This is a genomic window from Nocardioides deserti (genome assembly GCF_014266025.1).
GTDB classification, from domain to species: Bacteria; Actinomycetota; Actinomycetes; order Propionibacteriales; family Nocardioidaceae; genus Nocardioides; species Nocardioides deserti.
Window position 1 is genome coordinate 1 of the sequence record NZ_JACMYC010000026.1, and the last position, 14,375, is coordinate 14,375.

General features: G+C 73.6%; 17 protein-coding genes. 10 read left to right on the plus strand and 7 right to left on the minus strand.

What is annotated here, in order from left to right; all coding sequences use genetic code 11:
- The 3 genes from H7344_RS19745 to H7344_RS19755 all read left to right on the plus strand — a co-directional run.
- Positions 1–685, plus strand: a 685-nt coding sequence (locus tag H7344_RS19745) for a TetR/AcrR family transcriptional regulator (protein ID WP_186347700.1), incomplete at its 5' end; no start/stop codon positions are given.
- Complete coding sequence (locus H7344_RS19750; protein ID WP_186347701.1) at positions 682–1,602, plus strand: alpha/beta hydrolase; 921 nt, start codon at positions 682–684, stop codon at positions 1,600–1,602. The genes H7344_RS19745 and H7344_RS19750, both read left to right, overlap by 4 nt.
- A gap of 87 nt (positions 1,603–1,689) precedes the next feature.
- Positions 1,690–3,009 (plus strand): MFS transporter, encoded by a 1,320-nt coding sequence (locus tag H7344_RS19755; RefSeq protein WP_186347702.1) that lies wholly within the window; start codon positions 1,690–1,692, stop codon positions 3,007–3,009.
- A gap of 8 nt (positions 3,010–3,017) precedes the next feature.
- Here the strand turns inward: H7344_RS19755 and H7344_RS19760 are convergent, their stop codons facing one another.
- The 5 genes from H7344_RS19760 to H7344_RS19780 all read right to left on the minus strand — a co-directional run bounded on the left by H7344_RS19760 (position 3,018) and on the right by H7344_RS19780 (position 7,626).
- Positions 3,018–3,470: a hypothetical protein gene (locus H7344_RS19760; protein WP_186347703.1), complete on the minus strand. Its 453-nt coding sequence runs from the start codon at positions 3,468–3,470 to the stop codon at positions 3,018–3,020.
- A 115-nt stretch (positions 3,471–3,585) separates the two neighbouring features.
- The gene (locus tag H7344_RS19765; RefSeq protein WP_229707038.1) at positions 3,586–4,758 is read right to left on the minus strand and encodes a sulfotransferase family protein; all 1,173 of its coding nucleotides are present in this window, start codon (positions 4,756–4,758) and stop codon (positions 3,586–3,588) included.
- Positions 4,755–5,603 carry an SDR family oxidoreductase gene (locus H7344_RS19770; protein ID WP_186347704.1) on the minus strand — a complete coding sequence of 283 codons (849 nt, stop codon included), beginning with the start codon at positions 5,601–5,603 and terminating at the stop codon, positions 4,755–4,757. Before H7344_RS19770 ends, H7344_RS19765 begins: the two co-directional genes overlap by 4 nt.
- Before the next feature lie 2 nt (positions 5,604–5,605).
- Entirely contained in the window at positions 5,606–6,751 is a 1,146-nt protein-coding gene (locus tag H7344_RS19775) for a hypothetical protein (protein WP_229707039.1), read from the minus strand.
- Positions 6,748–7,626: a TIGR03619 family F420-dependent LLM class oxidoreductase gene (locus H7344_RS19780; protein WP_186347705.1), complete on the minus strand. Its 879-nt coding sequence runs from the start codon at positions 7,624–7,626 to the stop codon at positions 6,748–6,750. Before H7344_RS19780 ends, H7344_RS19775 begins: the two co-directional genes overlap by 4 nt.
- A 47-nt stretch (positions 7,627–7,673) precedes the next feature.
- On the opposite strand from H7344_RS19780, the gene H7344_RS19785 reads away from it, so the two are divergent.
- From H7344_RS19785 to H7344_RS19795, 3 genes are all read left to right on the plus strand, one after another.
- The gene (locus H7344_RS19785) at positions 7,674–8,096 is read left to right on the plus strand and encodes a nuclear transport factor 2 family protein (protein WP_186347706.1); all 423 of its coding nucleotides are present in this window, start codon (positions 7,674–7,676) and stop codon (positions 8,094–8,096) included.
- A 10-nt stretch (positions 8,097–8,106) separates the two neighbouring features.
- Positions 8,107–8,592 carry a nitroreductase family deazaflavin-dependent oxidoreductase gene (locus tag H7344_RS19790; protein ID WP_222130921.1) on the plus strand — a complete coding sequence of 162 codons (486 nt, stop codon included), beginning with the start codon at positions 8,107–8,109 and terminating at the stop codon, positions 8,590–8,592.
- A 69-nt stretch (positions 8,593–8,661) separates the two neighbouring features.
- On the plus strand, positions 8,662–9,246 hold the full coding sequence (locus tag H7344_RS19795; protein ID WP_186347708.1) for a hypothetical protein: 585 nt from the start codon (positions 8,662–8,664) through the stop codon (positions 9,244–9,246).
- On the opposite strand, the gene H7344_RS19800 is transcribed toward H7344_RS19795, so the two are convergent.
- On the minus strand, positions 9,233–10,159 hold the full coding sequence (locus tag H7344_RS19800) for a DMT family transporter (RefSeq protein ID WP_229707040.1): 927 nt from the start codon (positions 10,157–10,159) through the stop codon (positions 9,233–9,235). The two genes, H7344_RS19795 and H7344_RS19800, sit on opposite strands and share 14 nt — an antisense overlap.
- A 40-nt stretch (positions 10,160–10,199) precedes the next feature.
- Here H7344_RS19800 and H7344_RS19805 point away from each other — a divergent pair, with 40 nt between their 5' ends.
- The gene (locus tag H7344_RS19805; RefSeq protein WP_186347710.1) at positions 10,200–10,700 is read left to right on the plus strand and encodes a MarR family winged helix-turn-helix transcriptional regulator; all 501 of its coding nucleotides are present in this window, start codon (positions 10,200–10,202) and stop codon (positions 10,698–10,700) included.
- A 10-nt stretch (positions 10,701–10,710) separates the two neighbouring features.
- On the plus strand, positions 10,711–11,250 hold the full coding sequence (locus H7344_RS19810) for a universal stress protein (RefSeq protein WP_186347711.1): 540 nt from the start codon (positions 10,711–10,713) through the stop codon (positions 11,248–11,250).
- A 25-nt stretch (positions 11,251–11,275) separates the two neighbouring features.
- Here the strand turns inward: H7344_RS19810 and H7344_RS19815 are convergent, their stop codons facing one another.
- Complete coding sequence (locus H7344_RS19815; protein WP_186347712.1) at positions 11,276–12,121, minus strand: aldo/keto reductase; 846 nt, start codon at positions 12,119–12,121, stop codon at positions 11,276–11,278.
- Between the two features lie 65 nt (positions 12,122–12,186).
- Between H7344_RS19815 and H7344_RS19820 the strand changes: the two genes are divergently transcribed.
- Together H7344_RS19820 and H7344_RS19825 are read left to right on the plus strand one after the other, a co-directional pair.
- Positions 12,187–12,642 carry an NUDIX hydrolase gene (locus H7344_RS19820; RefSeq protein WP_222130922.1) on the plus strand — a complete coding sequence of 152 codons (456 nt, stop codon included), beginning with the start codon at positions 12,187–12,189 and terminating at the stop codon, positions 12,640–12,642.
- 206 nt (positions 12,643–12,848) lie between these two features.
- Positions 12,849–14,240, plus strand: a complete 1,392-nt coding sequence (locus H7344_RS19825) for a CapA family protein (RefSeq protein WP_186347713.1) — start codon at positions 12,849–12,851, stop codon at positions 14,238–14,240.
- The last annotated feature ends 135 nt before the right edge of the window (positions 14,241–14,375 follow it).

The window sequence follows — 14,375 nt, forward strand, 5'->3', positions numbered from 1 at the left end:
GGGCCGAGGCAGCCGCTCCCGCCGCACCCGCGCCGGCCGCCTCGTGAGCCCGGCCGCCACCCGCGGCGACCAGCGCCGCGCGGCGCTGCTGGAGGCGCTCGACCACCAGCTGCGCGACGCCGGGCCCGACGCCCGGCTCGACGACATCAACGTCGTGGACCTCTCCCGGCGCGCGGGCGTGACCCGCTCGGCGTTCTACTTCTACTTCGAGAACAAGGCCGCCGCCGTCGCCGCCCTCATGGACGAGATGGAGGACGACGCCTGGGACGCGGCGGGGCTCCTCGGCGGGGACGGCGCCATGCGCGACCGGATCGAGACCGCGCTGCGGACGGTCGTCGCCGGGTGGCAGCGGCGCACCCACGTCCACCGCGCCATGCTCGAGGCCCGCGCCACCAGCGCCGCCGTCCGCCAGCGGTGGGAGCAGCGGATCGCGGTCTTCGTCGACGTCGTCGCCGCGCTCGTGGAGTCCGAGCGCGAGACGGGCCAGGCGCCGCCCGGACCACCCGCGCACGCGCTGGCCACCGCGCTGCTCGACCTCAACGACCGCACGCTCGAGCGGATCGTCCGCGCCGACGAGCCCGGGGCACCCGATGCACCCGGCCAAGCCCTCGGGCACGACGCCCACCTCGAGGCGGTCGTCCACCTGTGGACCACCGCGATCTACGGGAGGACCACCACCCCATGACCACCCAGCAGACCGGCGCGCGCGCCGACGTCTCCTTCCCCTCCGCCGGCGTCGAGCTCTCGGGCTGGCACTTCCCGGCGACGACCGACGAGCTCGCGGGCCCCGCCGGCCGGCCGGTCGTGGTCATGGCGCACGGCCTGGCCGGCACGAAGGACTCCGGCCTCGAGCCCTACGCCCGCGGGCTGGCCGCCGCCGGCCTCGACGTGCTCGCCTTCGACTACCGCGGGTTCGGGACCTCCGGGGGCACGCCCCGGCAGACGGTCTCGATGGCGGGCCAGCTCGAGGACTACCGCGCCGCGATGGCCGCGGCCACGCGGCTCGGCGGGGTCGACCCCGACCGGCTGGTGCTCTGGGGTGTCTCGCTCGCTGGCGGGCACGTGCTGGCCGCCGGTGCGTCCCGCGACGACGTCGCGGCCGTCGTGGCGCTGACCCCGCTCGTCGACGGGCTGGCCGCCGGGCGGCTGGCGCTGCAGCACCACAAGCCGTCGGCGATGCTCCGCTCGACGCTCGAGGGCGTGCGCAGCCGGGTGTCGGGGCCGCGGATGATGCCGGTCGTCGCCCGGCCGGGGGAGCTCGGCGCGCTCACGCTCGAGGGCTGCTACGAGGACTACCTGGCGATCGCCGGCCCGAGCTGGCGCAACGAGATCGACGCGACCGTCGGCCTCGAGCTCGGCGGCCACCGACCGGGCAAGCTCGCCGCCGAGCTGCGCTGCCCGCTGCTGGTGCAGATCGCCGACCTCGACCGGAGCGCCCCGCCGCACGCGGCGCTCAAGGCGGCGTTCGCCGGTCGCGGCGAGGTGCGGCACTACCCCTGCGACCACTTCGACGTGTACGCCGGCAAGGACTGGTTCGACGCGGCGCTCGCCCACCAGGTGCACTTCCTGCGGCGCCACCTCGCACCGGTGCCGGTGTCGTGACCCGGTCCTGACCGGGTGCTGCTCCTGGCGTAACCCATTTCGCGTCCGCGGTCGCGGGGTGCGACCATCCCGCCTCGTGATCGATCGATGACCAGCACCACCGGCACGACCCGCGCCGACCGCCTCCGCGCGGCCCTGCGCGGGCTGCGGATGGACACCGCCCCGCTGCGCGACTCGCGCGACTTCCGCCTGCTGTTCTGGGCCGGCACGGTCTTCTACCTCGGCGGGATGATCACCTACGTCGCGGTGCCCTACCAGGTCTACTCGCTGACCGGCTCCAACTTCGCGGTCGGCGCGGTCGGCCTGGTCGAGCTCGTCCCGCTGGTGGTCTTCGGCCTCTACGGCGGCGCGCTGGCCGACCACGTCGACCGGCGCAAGCTGCTGATCGCCACCGGCGTCGCGCAGGCCTTCTTCACCGCGGTGCTCGCGGTCAACGCGTTCCGCGACGACCCCGACGTGTGGGTCGTCTTCGTCGTCGCGGTCTTCCTGGTCTCCTGCTCGGCGCTCCAACGACCCTCCCGCGAGGCGCTGCTCCCGCGGACGGTGCGGCACGACCAGCTCATGGCCGCGAACGCGCTGGGAAGCTTCGGGATCCAGATCGGCGTCCTCCTCGGGCCGGCCATCGGCGGTGTGCTCATCGCGACCGTCGGCATCGGCTGGTGCTTCGCGCTCGACGTCGTCGGGCTCGCCGTCGCCACGATGCTCTACGTGCGGATGCGGTCCTACGCGCACCGCGCCGAGACCACCCCGCCGAGCCTCGCCGGCATCGTGCAGGGCATCAGGTACGCCGCCAGCCGCCGCGACCTGCTCGGCACCTACCTCGTCGACATCGCCGCGATGCTGCTCGCGCTCCCGGTCGTGCTCTTCCCGGCGCTGGTCGAGGAGGTCTTCGAGAACCCCGAGCTCCTCGGCCTGCTCTACATCGCGCAGACCCTCGGCGCGATGCTCGCCACGGCCACCAGCGGCTGGACCAACCGGGTCCACCACCACGGCCGGGCGATCGTGGTGGCCGCCGCGGCGTACGGCGCGTGCGTCGCCGTCGCCGGCGCGATGCCGTCGTTCTGGCTGGTGCTGCTCTTCCTCGGGCTCTCCGGTTCCGCCGACATGATCTCCGGCATCTTCCGGGCCACCGTGTGGAGCCAGACCATCCCCGAGTCGATGCGCGGCCGGCTCGCCGGCATCGAGATGCTGTCCTACTCCCTCGGCCCGCTCGGCGGGCAGGTCCGTGCCGGCGTGACCGCCGACCTGTGGTCGGTGCGCGGCGCGATCACCAGCGGTGGCGTCGCCTGCGTGGCCGGCGTCGCCCTCACCGCGGCGTTCCTCCGCGACTTCTGGTCCTACGACGACCGCACCGACCCGTACGCCGTCGCCGAGCGGTCCGTCCGCGCCGCCGCCGGCGAGGCCTGAGCGGCTGCTCACACGACGGTGAGCAGCGCCCCCGGCTCGACGCTCGCGGCGGCGTCCTCGAGCACCTCGCAGAGGTCGGCGTAGTCCTCCAGGGCGACGGTGCCGCTGAGGGTGAGCCCGCGCCGGCCGACGAGCCACGACCACTGCTCGGTGACCAGCTCGGCGCCGATGCCTCGGTGCGCGAAGCGCTGGTAGAGCACGTCGCGGCCCTGGACGTCGAGCAGCTCGGTGTCCTCGAGCGCGAACCGGTCCAGCAGACGCCGGAGGTCGGCCACGGCGGCGGTGCGCCACGCGGCCAGGTCGTCGGCGGAGGCGGCCGGCAGCTCGGCCCGGCGCAGGACCAGCTCCGGCGGCACGCCCGAACACGACGGGGTGCCGCGGGCGGCCACCAGCACGTCGGGTGCGGGATCGGGGTGGGTGTGCCAGCCGGGCGGGAGGGTCAGGAGCGGGGTCGAGGTCATGGGCGCCACGCTGCCCGCCGGCACCCGCACCGCGTACCCCCGTCCGCACCGGGCTGTGGAACGGCGCGCGCGAGCGTCCGCCTGTGGACGCGAGCCGGCCCGGCGGCGGTGCGGCCTACCGGTCGAAGGCCGCCCGGACCTCGGCCTCGGTGAGCCCGTAGTCCTCGATCGAGTAGCGGTGCGACGGCTTCGCGGCGCCCTGCTTGGACTCCCGGTCGATCTCCTCCATGGCCGCCTGCGCGTCGGGCGTCCAGACCAGCCCGAACCGCTCGTAGACCGACCGCGCGGTGCCGAGCGGGTCGGCGAGCAGGTCGGCGAAGGCGACGTCGACGAACTGCGCCTGGTTGTAGCGCGGCCGCGAGTCGTGGAAGGCGTGGAAGGAGCGTGACCAGAGGTCGAGCTGGGTGCGGCCGATCGTGTCCCCGACGTACGTCGTGGAGTGCCCGGCCGTGGTCTCGGCCGACAGCGAGCAGGAGGAGGCGATGCACACGACCGGGTCGCGGTGGGTGTAGACGATCAACGCGTCGGGGTAGACCGCCATGAGCGCGTCGAGGGCGGTCATGTGCGAGGGGTTCTTCAGCACCCAGCGCTTGTCGGGGTCGTTGAGCCCGACGAGCTGGAGGTTCTGCTTGTGCCGGGCGTAGGCGTCGGTCCAGTCCTGCCCGGCGAGCCAGGCGGAGTAGCGCGGGACGTTCGCCAGCGACTCGTAGGAGTTCGACTTCCCGGTCTGGCGCAGCAGTCGCCAGCACTCCTCGACGGTCGTGGCGTCCATGTAGTGGATCCCCATGAACTCCGGGCTCTCCACGTGGTGCGCGGAGAACGCCTGCTGCATGGCGCTGAAGATCGGGTCGGCCTCCCAGGTCTCGCGGGGCGGGCGTGGCTGGGGGTACTGCGTCAGCCACATCTCCAGCCCCTGCGCGGCCGGGTCGGCGTGCAGCAGCCGGTGCAGCGCGGTGGTGCCGGTGCGCGGGAGGCCCATGACGAAGACCGGCCGCTCGATCGGCACGTCGGCGTGCTCGGGCCGCGCGGTGAACTGCGCCTGGGTCAGCAGCCGGCCGACCAGCGCGCTCTTGACCTCCGAGCGCTGGAAGTAGTTGCCGCGTGGGGTCAGCCCCGCCTCGGCGGACGCGAGGTCGTCGACGAGGACGCGCAGGCCCTCCTCGTGCTCGGTGCCGCCGAGGTCCTCGAGGCCCGTCGTGCGGCGCGCGGCGGCGACGATGGCGTCGTAGGACCCGACGTCGGCGCGCTCGCGGGTCATCACGTTGAGGCCCTCGCCGGCCCCGCTCATCGGTGGAACTCCCCGCAGTCGACGTTGAGCACCTGCCCGGTCACCGCCGAGCAGAGGTCCGTGGCGAGCACGAGCGCGGCGCGGGCGACCTCGGCCGGGCTCGCGAGCCGCTTGAGGTCCGTGGGCGCCGCCTTCTCGGCGTACACCTCGTCGTGCGTGCGGCCGGACTCCGAGGCGATCCAGTCGAAGTAGCCCTTGTTGACGTCCTCGTAGATGTAGGACGGCGCGACGCTGTTGAGCCGGATCCCGCGCGGGCCGAGCTCGGTGGCCAGCGAGGAGGAGAGGTGCTCGAGCGCGCCCTTGGACAGCTTGTAGCCCGCGAACTCCTCCTGGGACTGGTAGAGCACGCAGGAGTTGACCATCAGCACCGACCCGCGCGCGGCGGCCAGGGCGTCGGCGAAGAGCGCGGTCAGCCGCAGCGGCGCGAAGACGTTGGTCTCGTTCGCGGCGCGCAGGCCGTCGAGGGAGAGGGTGGTCAGCGGGTCCATCGGCGGGATGCCGAAGGCGTTGTTGATCAGGCAGTCGACCCGGCCGAACTCCTCGAGCGACCGCTCGACGAGCGCGACGCGGGAGGCCTCGTCGGTGATGTCGGTGGGGACGACGAGTGCTCGCCGCCCCAGGGAGCGCACGGTCTCGGCCATCTTCTCCAGGCGGCGCTCGGTGCGGCTGACGAGCACCAGGTCGGCGCCCATCCTCGCGGCCTCCTCGCCGAAGGCCCGGCCGAGGCCGGGGCCGACGCCGGAGAGCACCAGCACCTTGCCCTCGAGCAGCGGGAGCGGCCGGTAGCGGCCCTCCACCTCGGCGTCGGTCTCCAGGTGGGCGGCGGCGGTCTGCGGGGTCGGCATCGTCAGCTCAGCATCCTTCGGGCGACGGAGCGCTGCCGGGCGGCGATGCGCGCGGCGTACTCCTCGGGGGTGACGGGGGAGTAGTGGGGCAGGGAGTCGCGCACGGAGTCGAACGGCACGACCTCGACGGTCGGCCCGTCCTCGGGGCCGAGGTCGCGCTCGAGGCGCTGCCAGCGCAGCATCATCGAGCCGGTGCGGTGGCCGGTGGTCTCCAGCCAGTTGGCGATGCCCGGGTCGCGCTCGGAGACGACGAACCGCATCATCCCGTCGGGGTCGGTGACCGCCTGGGCCTTGGTGAGCGAGGTCTGGTGGGTCTCGTAGTCGGTGGAGACGTACCAGTCCGAGCCGATCTGCACGGCCTGGTAGCTGCAGTCGGTGCACTCGGGCACGGTGATGACCATCGCCTGGTCCTCGTCGAGCTCGTAGTGGCCGATCGAGGAGCGCTGCGAGGCGAGACCCCCGGGCGTGGACTGCGGCGGGGTCAGGGTGTTGACGTCCTGCTGGTACTGGAAGAAGTGGGGGAAGGCGAACCAGGTCCGGATCGAGCTGGTCAGCGACCGCGCGGCCACCTCGTACCTCTTCGCGAGCGTCGCCTCCGAGAGCGGCTTGGCGGGCCTGCCCATCGTGTCGGGCCGCTCGATCCACAGCAGCCCGCGCTCCTCGGTGTCCCAGTCGTTGAAGACCTCGCGGACGATGAGCGTCTTGGCGCCGGGCTCGGCGGTGTAGGTGAGCTCGAAGGTGCCGTCGTCGGCGATGTCGAGCTCGCGGTCGTCGAAGGCGAGCATCGAGGTCGCGGCGCTGGTCGCGGTGTACGCCCCGCCCATCACCTGGAACGACAGGTCGGCGCTCGTCCCGCGGCGGCCGCGGACGACGTACTCCACGCCCTCGCGCAGGTAGGCGTTGAAGTAGAGCGCGTCGGGGTTGTCCAGGCCCTGGCGGGAGAACTGGTGGGTCGGGTTGACGAACAGCGGCCGGTCGAGGTCGTAGTCGAAGGCGGTCTGCATCGCCATCCGGATACGGCCCGCGAGGTAGTCGTAGCCCTCGAGCAGGTCCTGCTCGGTGCGGATGAACGGCGCGCCGGCGATGAGCTCCTCGGCCTCGGCGATCGCGTCCTGGAGCGGCTTGGTCAGGCCCAGCACCCGGCTCACGGGTTCACCTTCGCGATGACGTCCTCGGCGTACCGCTCGAGCGCCGCCACCTTCTTCTCCAGCGGCTCGGTGTCCGGACCGACGATGTAGGGGATGCGGAAGCCGACGATGCAGTCGGTGACGCCCTTGTCCTCCAGGCGCTTGATGCCGTCGGGGGTGTAGGCGTCGTAGGAGATGACGTGCACCTCGAAGTCGTCGCGGGTGTCGCCCTCCTCCCGGCGGATCTCGGCGAGCCGGCCGAGCAGCCGGTCGAGCTCCTCGCCGTCGCCGCCGGCGTGCATCCAGCCGTCGCCCTTGCGGACCGCGCGGCGCAGGGCCGCGTCGGCGTGGCCGCCGACCAGCAGCGGCAGCCGCTCGGTCGGCGCGGGGGTCTGCTTGAGCGAGGCGACATCGTAGAAGTCGCCGGAGTAGGAGAAGTACTCGCCCGAGGTGAGGCCGCGGACGATGTCGAGGCACTCGTCCATCCGCTTGCCACGCTTGGCCCACGGGACGCCGAGGGCGGCGAAGTCCTCCGGCCACGGCGAGATGCCGACGCCGAGGCCGAGCCGGTTGCCGGAGAGGTACGCCAGCGAGGAGGCCTGCTTGGCCACGAGCACCGGCGGGCGCACCGGCAGCTTCAGCACGAACGGCGTCAGCCGCAGCGTGGACGTCACCGCGAACAGGTGCGCGCAGAGCACCATCGTCTCGATGAACTCCTTGCCGTCGAGGAACTCGCGGTCGCCGGTGTCGGTGTAGGGGTACGTCGAGTCCGACTCCTCGGGGTAGATGAGGCTGTCGGCGATGGTCATGCTCGTGTAGCCGGCCGCCTCGGCCGCCTGGGCCAGGGGCGCGTAGTACTCGACCCGGGTCATGGCCTCGGCGTAGGTGAATCGCATGGAGCGCACACTAGAACGTGTTCCAGTTCTGTGCCAGGGTTCGTCCCGTGGACCTGGACGAGCTCAGCGACCGCACGGAGATCGCCGCCGTGCTGACCCGCTACACGCGGGCGATCGACACCGGCGACTTCGACCGGCTGGACGCCGTCTTCACCCCGGACGCCCGGATCGACTACACCGAGTCCGGCGGGATCGCCGACGGCTTCGGTGTGGTCAAGCCGTGGCTGGCGGAGGTGCTGCCGGCGTTCTTCCCCCGGCGCATGCACACGCTCGGCCAGGTCGACATCGAGCTCGCCGGCGACGAGGCCGACGTGGCGGCGTACTTCCACAACCCGATGCCGATGACCGCCGAGGACGGCAGCGAGAAGGTCGTGGAGTTCGGCGGGATCTACCACCACCGGATGGTCCGCACGCCCGACGGATGGCGCAGCCGCGAGCTGCGCGAGGAGATCGTCTGGAAGCGGACCTAGGGTGCCGCGCATGGGTCTCCCCGACGAGAAGCCTGCCGGCCTCGACTCCCCGCTGGTCCCGAAGGTCCTCAAGCGCGTCGCGCAGGTCCAGGTGGCCGCGTTCCGCGCCACCAACGGCCGCATCGGCTCCAGGTGGCGCATCGGCGCCGGCTGGAGGAAGCCGGTGCCGACGCTGCTGCTCGACCACGTCGGTCGCAAGAGCGGCAACCGGTTCACCACGCCGCTGCTCTACCTCGAGGACGGCCGCGACCTCGTCATCGTCGCCTCCCAGGGTGGCCTGCCGAAGCATCCGCAGTGGTACCGCAACCTGCTCGCGCACCCCGAGACCCAGGTCGCGATCAAGGGCGAGCGGGTACGTCGCGTGCGCGCCCGCGTCGCCGGGCCCGAGGAGCGCGCGGCGCTCTGGCCGCGGCTGGTCGAGCTGTACGCCGACTTCGACCGCTACCAGCGCTGGACCGACCGGGAGATCCCCGTCGTGGTGCTCGAGCCCCGCTGACGCCGCCTGCAGCCTGGAGCCGCGCCCGTCCCGGTTGGCTGATCAGGTGCCGTCCCCGACAATGGGCGCGTGGCCCCCGACGACCTGGACGAGCGTCCCGACCGACCCGTGCTCACCGGCTTGATCGCGCTGGTCGGCGTCGCGCTGGTCGTGGGGCTGGTGCTCGGCGGGGTGGCCCTCGGCGCGGTGAGCGTGCTGGGGCTCGGCGGGGACGACGACAGCGGGGGCGGCAGCGGCGCGTCGGACCGCCAGTCCTTCTACCTCCCCAAGCCGGAGCCGACCGGCGAGCCGACCGAGCCGCTGATCACCCTCGCGCCGGACGGGAGCTCGAGCGGCTCGGCCGAGGACGAGCCGTCGGAGTCCGCCTCGAGCGAGGCGCCCGAGGACGAGATCTCCCTCTCCGCGGGCCAGACGAGCGTCTCGCCGATGCAGCAGATCGACCTGACAGGCGTCTACACCGGCGGCGAGGGCGCGATCCTGCAGGTGCAGCGGTTCGCCGGCGGCCAGTGGGTCGACTTCCCGGTGACGGCGTCGGTGAGCAACGAGACGTTCTCCACCTACATCCAGACCGGCCAGCTCGGCGAGAACCGCTTCCGCGTGATCGACACCAGCACCGGCCTGGAGTCCAACGAGGTCACCGTCACGATCGGTTGAGCGCCGGCGTGCACCCGGGTGCGCGCGCGGGCGTGCGATCGGGCGGCGCGGTCCGGCGGGCCGCACCGCGGCGCCGCTGGCCGGCGAGCACGCCGCCCAGCACGAGCGCGACGCCGACGGCCTGGGGGAGCCCGAACACCTCGCCCGCGACGAGCGCGCCGAGGGCGGTGCCGACGACGGGGTTGAGCAGGCCGATGAGCGCGACCCCGCCGGCCGGCATCCGGGTGAGCCCGCGGAACCAGAGGGCGTACGCCACGACGGTGCCGACGCCGCCGAGCCAGAGGTAGCCGATCGCGGCGGGCGCGTCGATGGCCGGTGGGGCGCCCTCGACGAGCAGGGCCACGGGGGCGAGCAGCAGCCCGCCGGCCAGCAGCTGCCAGGACGTCAGCGTGAGCATGTCGACCGGCGCCCGCCAGCGCTTGACGAGCACGAAGCCGGTCGCCGCGACGACCACGGACGCGGCCCCGGCGGCGAGCCCGAGCAGGTCGACGCCGCCCGGCGAGCCGAGCACCAGCAGGGCGACGCCGGCCAGGCCGACGACGGCCGCCGCGACGCCGCGCCCGGAGGCGCGCTCGCCCAGCGCGGCGTACGCCAGGGCCATCACGGCCAGCGGCAGCGTCGCCTGGAGGGTCGCGGCGAGCCCGCCGGGCAGGCGGTAGGCGGCCAGGAAGAGCAGCGGGAAGAAGATGCCGATGTTGCACAGGCCGAGCACGGCGGCCTTCCACCACCAGTCGCCGCGGGGGAGGCGGCGGCACCAGGCGAGGAGCAGCAGGCCGGCCGGCAGCGCGCGGACGGTGGCGCTGAAGAGCGGGCGGTCGGGCGGGAGGAGCTCCTCGGTGGTGAGGTACGTCGTGCCCCACACGACGGGGGCGACCGCGGTGAGGGCGACCGTGCGCCACGAAGTAGTTTCCACGGAAGACAAAGTATCTTCCGCGTGAGATATCGTCCAGTCCATGAGCGAACCGGACTTCGTCGGCCACGTCATCGAGCAGTGGCGCGCTGAGCGGCCCGACCTCGACGTCAGCCCGGTCGGGGTCGTCGCGCGGCTGCACCGCCTCGCCGCGCGGCTCACCGAGGAGCTGGTCGCGGAGTACGCCGAGCACGGGCTCGGCGAGGGCGAGTTCGACGTCCTCGCCACGCTGCGCCGCGCCGGCGCGCCGTACGAGCTGACCCCGGGCGCGCTCGCCGCCTCGACCATGGTCAGCTCCGGTGCCATCACCAAGCGGGTCGACCGCTGCGTGCAGCAGGGCTGGGCGACCCGGCGCGTCCACGAGCGTGACGGGCGTGGGCGCGTCGTGGCCCTGACCGAGGAGGGGCGGGCGCTGGTGGACCGGGCGTTCACCGCCCACATCGCCAACGAGCACCGCCTGCTCGCCGGGCTGACCGAGCGCCAGCGGGCCCAGCTGGCCGGGCTGCTGGAGCAGTGGGGCCGGGCGCTGGACGAGGCCGACTAGGGTGCGAGCCATGAGCGAGACCGCGCAGCAGACCTCCGCCACCGGCCCCCGCATCGTCGTCGGCAACGACGGCTCGGCGCCCGCGCTCCACGCGCTCGAGTGGGCGCTCGACCACGCGCGTGCCGTCGGCGGGACGATCACGATCGTGCGCGGCTGGACGTTCTCCACCGCGCCGCGGCCGAAGAGCCATACCTTCGGCTACGTCCCGCCGCGGGCCGACTTCGAGGAGGCCGTGCTCGACGACCTGCGCGCCGACGTCGCCGACACGGTCGCGACCCGCGGCGAGGGCGTCGCGGTCGACTACTCGGCGTACTGCGGTCCCGCCGGCACCGCGCTGCTGGAGGCGTCGGCCGAGGCCGACCTCGTGGTGGTGTCCTCGCGCGGTCGCGGCGGCTTCCGCGGGCTCACGCTCGGGTCGACCACCGACCAGCTCGTGCGGCATGCGTCGTGCCCGGTCGTCGTCGTGCGCGGCGCCCGGACGTCCGAGACCGAGCGAACCCGCACCCTCGACGCGGCCGCGCCGACCGCGGAGGAGCAGCCCTCCTCCTGAGGGCGTCCCTCCGCGGCGGTGCCGCTCAGGAGGGGATGTAGTCGAACGTGTCCGGGTCCGGGCCGGTGCGGCCCGCGGCACCCCGGTCGAGGGCGCTGATCTCCGCGACCTCGTCGACGCTGAGCGAGAAGTCGAAGATGTCGAAGTTCTCGCGGATGCGCTGCTCGGTCACCGACTTCGGGAAGACGATGTCGCCGCGCTCGACGTGCCAGCGCAGCGTCACCTGCGCCGGGGTCTTGCCGTGGGCCTCGGCGATCCGGCCGATCACCGCGTCGTCGAGCACCGCGCCCTGCGCGATCGGTGACCACGCCTCGACCTCGATGCCGTGGCGGATCGAGGCGGCGCGGGCCTCCTCGTTGCAGAAGTAGGGGTGGACCTCGATCTGGTTGACCGCCGGCACGACGCCGGTCTCCGCCACGATCCGGTCGAGGTGGGCGGGCTGGAAGTTCGAGACGCCGACCGCACGGGCCCGCCCCTGGTCGACGAGCTCGGTGAGGGCGCGCCAGGTCGAGACGTAGTCGCCGTCGTACCTCGTCGGCAGCGGCCAGTGGATGAGGAAGAGGTCGATCACGTCGACGCCGAGCTTCTCGAGGGTCTCGTCGAAGGAGCGACGCGCGTCGTCGGGGCGGTGGAAGCCGTTGTTGAGCTTGCTGGTGATCCACAGCTCCTCGCGCGGGAGGCCCGAGGCCTTGATCGCCTCGCCGACGCCGGCCTCGTTCTGGTACATCTGCGCGGTGTCGATGTGCCGGTAGCCGATCTCCAGGGCCGTGCTCACCGCGGCCGCGGTGTCCTCCGGCGGCACCTGGTAGGTGCCGAAGCCCAGCTGCGGGATCGTCGTCTGGTTGTTCAGGGTGATCGTGGGGACGCTCATGCCTCCCCACAAGACCAGCGGTCGCCAAATCCTTCCCCGCGGGGCCCGCACGCGAGAATGGTCACGTGAGCGTCCCGGAGCCCGTCCCCTACACCGCCTACGACACCCGGCTGGCGTCGTACGCCGTCATCACCGACGACCGGGACCGGATCCTGCTGGCGCTGTGGAACGAGGCGGCCGACGGCCCCCGGTGGACGCTCCCCGGAGGCGGCGTCGAGCTCGACGAGACCGTCGAGGAGGGCGCGGTCCGCGAGGTGCGCGAGGAGACCGGGTACGACGTCCGGCTCGACCGCCTGCTCACCGTCGACACCTACGTCATCCCCGCCTCCCGCCGCCACCTCGCCACCGACCGATCGCTCAAGGCCGTCCGCGTCCTGTTCGCCGCCACCGTCACCGGCGGCGAGCTCACCGCCGAGGTCGACGGCACCACCGACGAGGCCCGCTGGGTCCCCCTCGCCGACGCCGCCCGCCTGCCCCACGTCTCCCTCGTCGACCTCGCCCTCCGCCTGCTCCGCCGCTGAGGTCGGCGGCTCCTCCGGGTCTGGGCGGTTCGGGTCCGGGCGGTTCGGGTCCGGGCGGTTCGGGTCCGGGCGGTTCGGGTCCGGGCGTCGACGATCGTTCAATTGCGCGGTTGTAGCGGCTTCTCCGGCGCGCCAGGCGCTGAAGCCGCGCAATTGCGCAGTTGTTGACGGCCCCGGGGACGGCTCGCCGCGGCTAGCGTGGGCGGATGAGGCGATGGGGTGCGCTGGTGCTGGCGGGGGTGCTGCTGGCCGGGTGCACCGGCGAGGCGTCGGAGCCGGGGGCGCCGGCCAGCCCCGGGACGTCGCCGGAGGCCGCAGTCGAGCCGACCGCGGACCCGAGTACTGGGCCGAGCGCCCAGCCGACCGCTGAGCCGACCGCTGAGCCGACCGCCGAGCCGGACGCCGAGCCGGACGAGGAGCTCGTGGTGGTCGGCCACGCGACGGAGCCGCAGCTCCGCCTGTCGAGGAGTACGTCGGCGCGGCTGGTGAGCGGCGAGGTGACCCGCTGGCGCGGCCGGCGGGTGGTGGCGACCGGGCCGGTGGCCCGGCGGCAGCGCGCGGTGGAGCGTGACCCGGGGACGCTCGCGGTCGTGCCGGTGGGGGCCGTGGGACCGACGACCACGGTGGCGCGGGTGGCCGGCCGCGACCCCGTCCGCGACGACCCGCGCGCGGTGGACCTGACGGTGGTCGGTGACGTGATGCTCGTGCGCGGGGTGCCGGACGCGTGGGGCGCGCTGGCGCCGACGGCCGACCGGCTCCGGAAGGCCGACCTGACGGTCGGCAACCTGGAGAGCACGCTGAGCCTCGACGGCTCGCCGACCCAGGGCGGCGACTCGTTCGGGGCGACGCCGGCGCTGCTGGGGCCGCTGCGGCGGGCCGGGTTCGACGCGCTGTCGCTGGCCAACAACCACGCCGGCGACTTCGGGGAGCGGTCGCTGCTCGAGACGGTCGCGGAGCTGCGGGCCAGCCCGATCGAGGTGTTCGGGGCCGGGCCGGACCGGGCGGCGGCCGGCCGGCCGGCGTACGTCGAGAAGGGCGGGGTGCGGTTCGCGTTCGTCGGGTTCAACGCGATCGGCGAGACGCCGCGGGCGACGCCGACCACCCCGGGCGCGCTCAGCGTGCGGATGCCGCCGCGCACGGGGCCCCGGCTGGTCGAGGCCGACCTGCGCCACGTCGAGCGCACGATCGCCCGCGCCGGCGAGCAGGCCGACGTGGTGGTCGTGCTGCCGCACTGGGGCACGCAGTACACCCACCGGCCCGAGCCGGTCCAGCGCACCGTCGCCCGCCGGCTGGTCGCGGCCGGCGCGGACCTCGTCGTCGGCGGTCACCCGCACTGGGTGCAGGGCGTGGACGTCGTCGACGGCGTCCCGGTCGCGCACTCGCTGGGCAACTTCGTCTTCGACATGGACTTCATGGAGCAGACGCTCGAGGGCGTGGTGCTGGAGGCGACGGTCTGGGGTGCGGAGCTCAAGGCGGTCCGGTTGGTGCCCTACGCGATGGACCCGCGGACGTTCGCGTCCCGGTTCGTCCGCGGCGACCGTGCGGACGGGATCCTCGCCGACGTGTGGTCGACGAGCACCGGCCCGTACGCGCGCTGAGGTGGCCCGAGGACGCTCCTATGGTTCGTCAAGCAGTTGCTGGCTGCCTCTGTTCGAGTAGCCGGTAGAGGTCTCTGGCGATGTAGCGCTTGAGGCATCGCTTGATCTCGGGCCCTGTCTTTCCTTCCGCGGTCC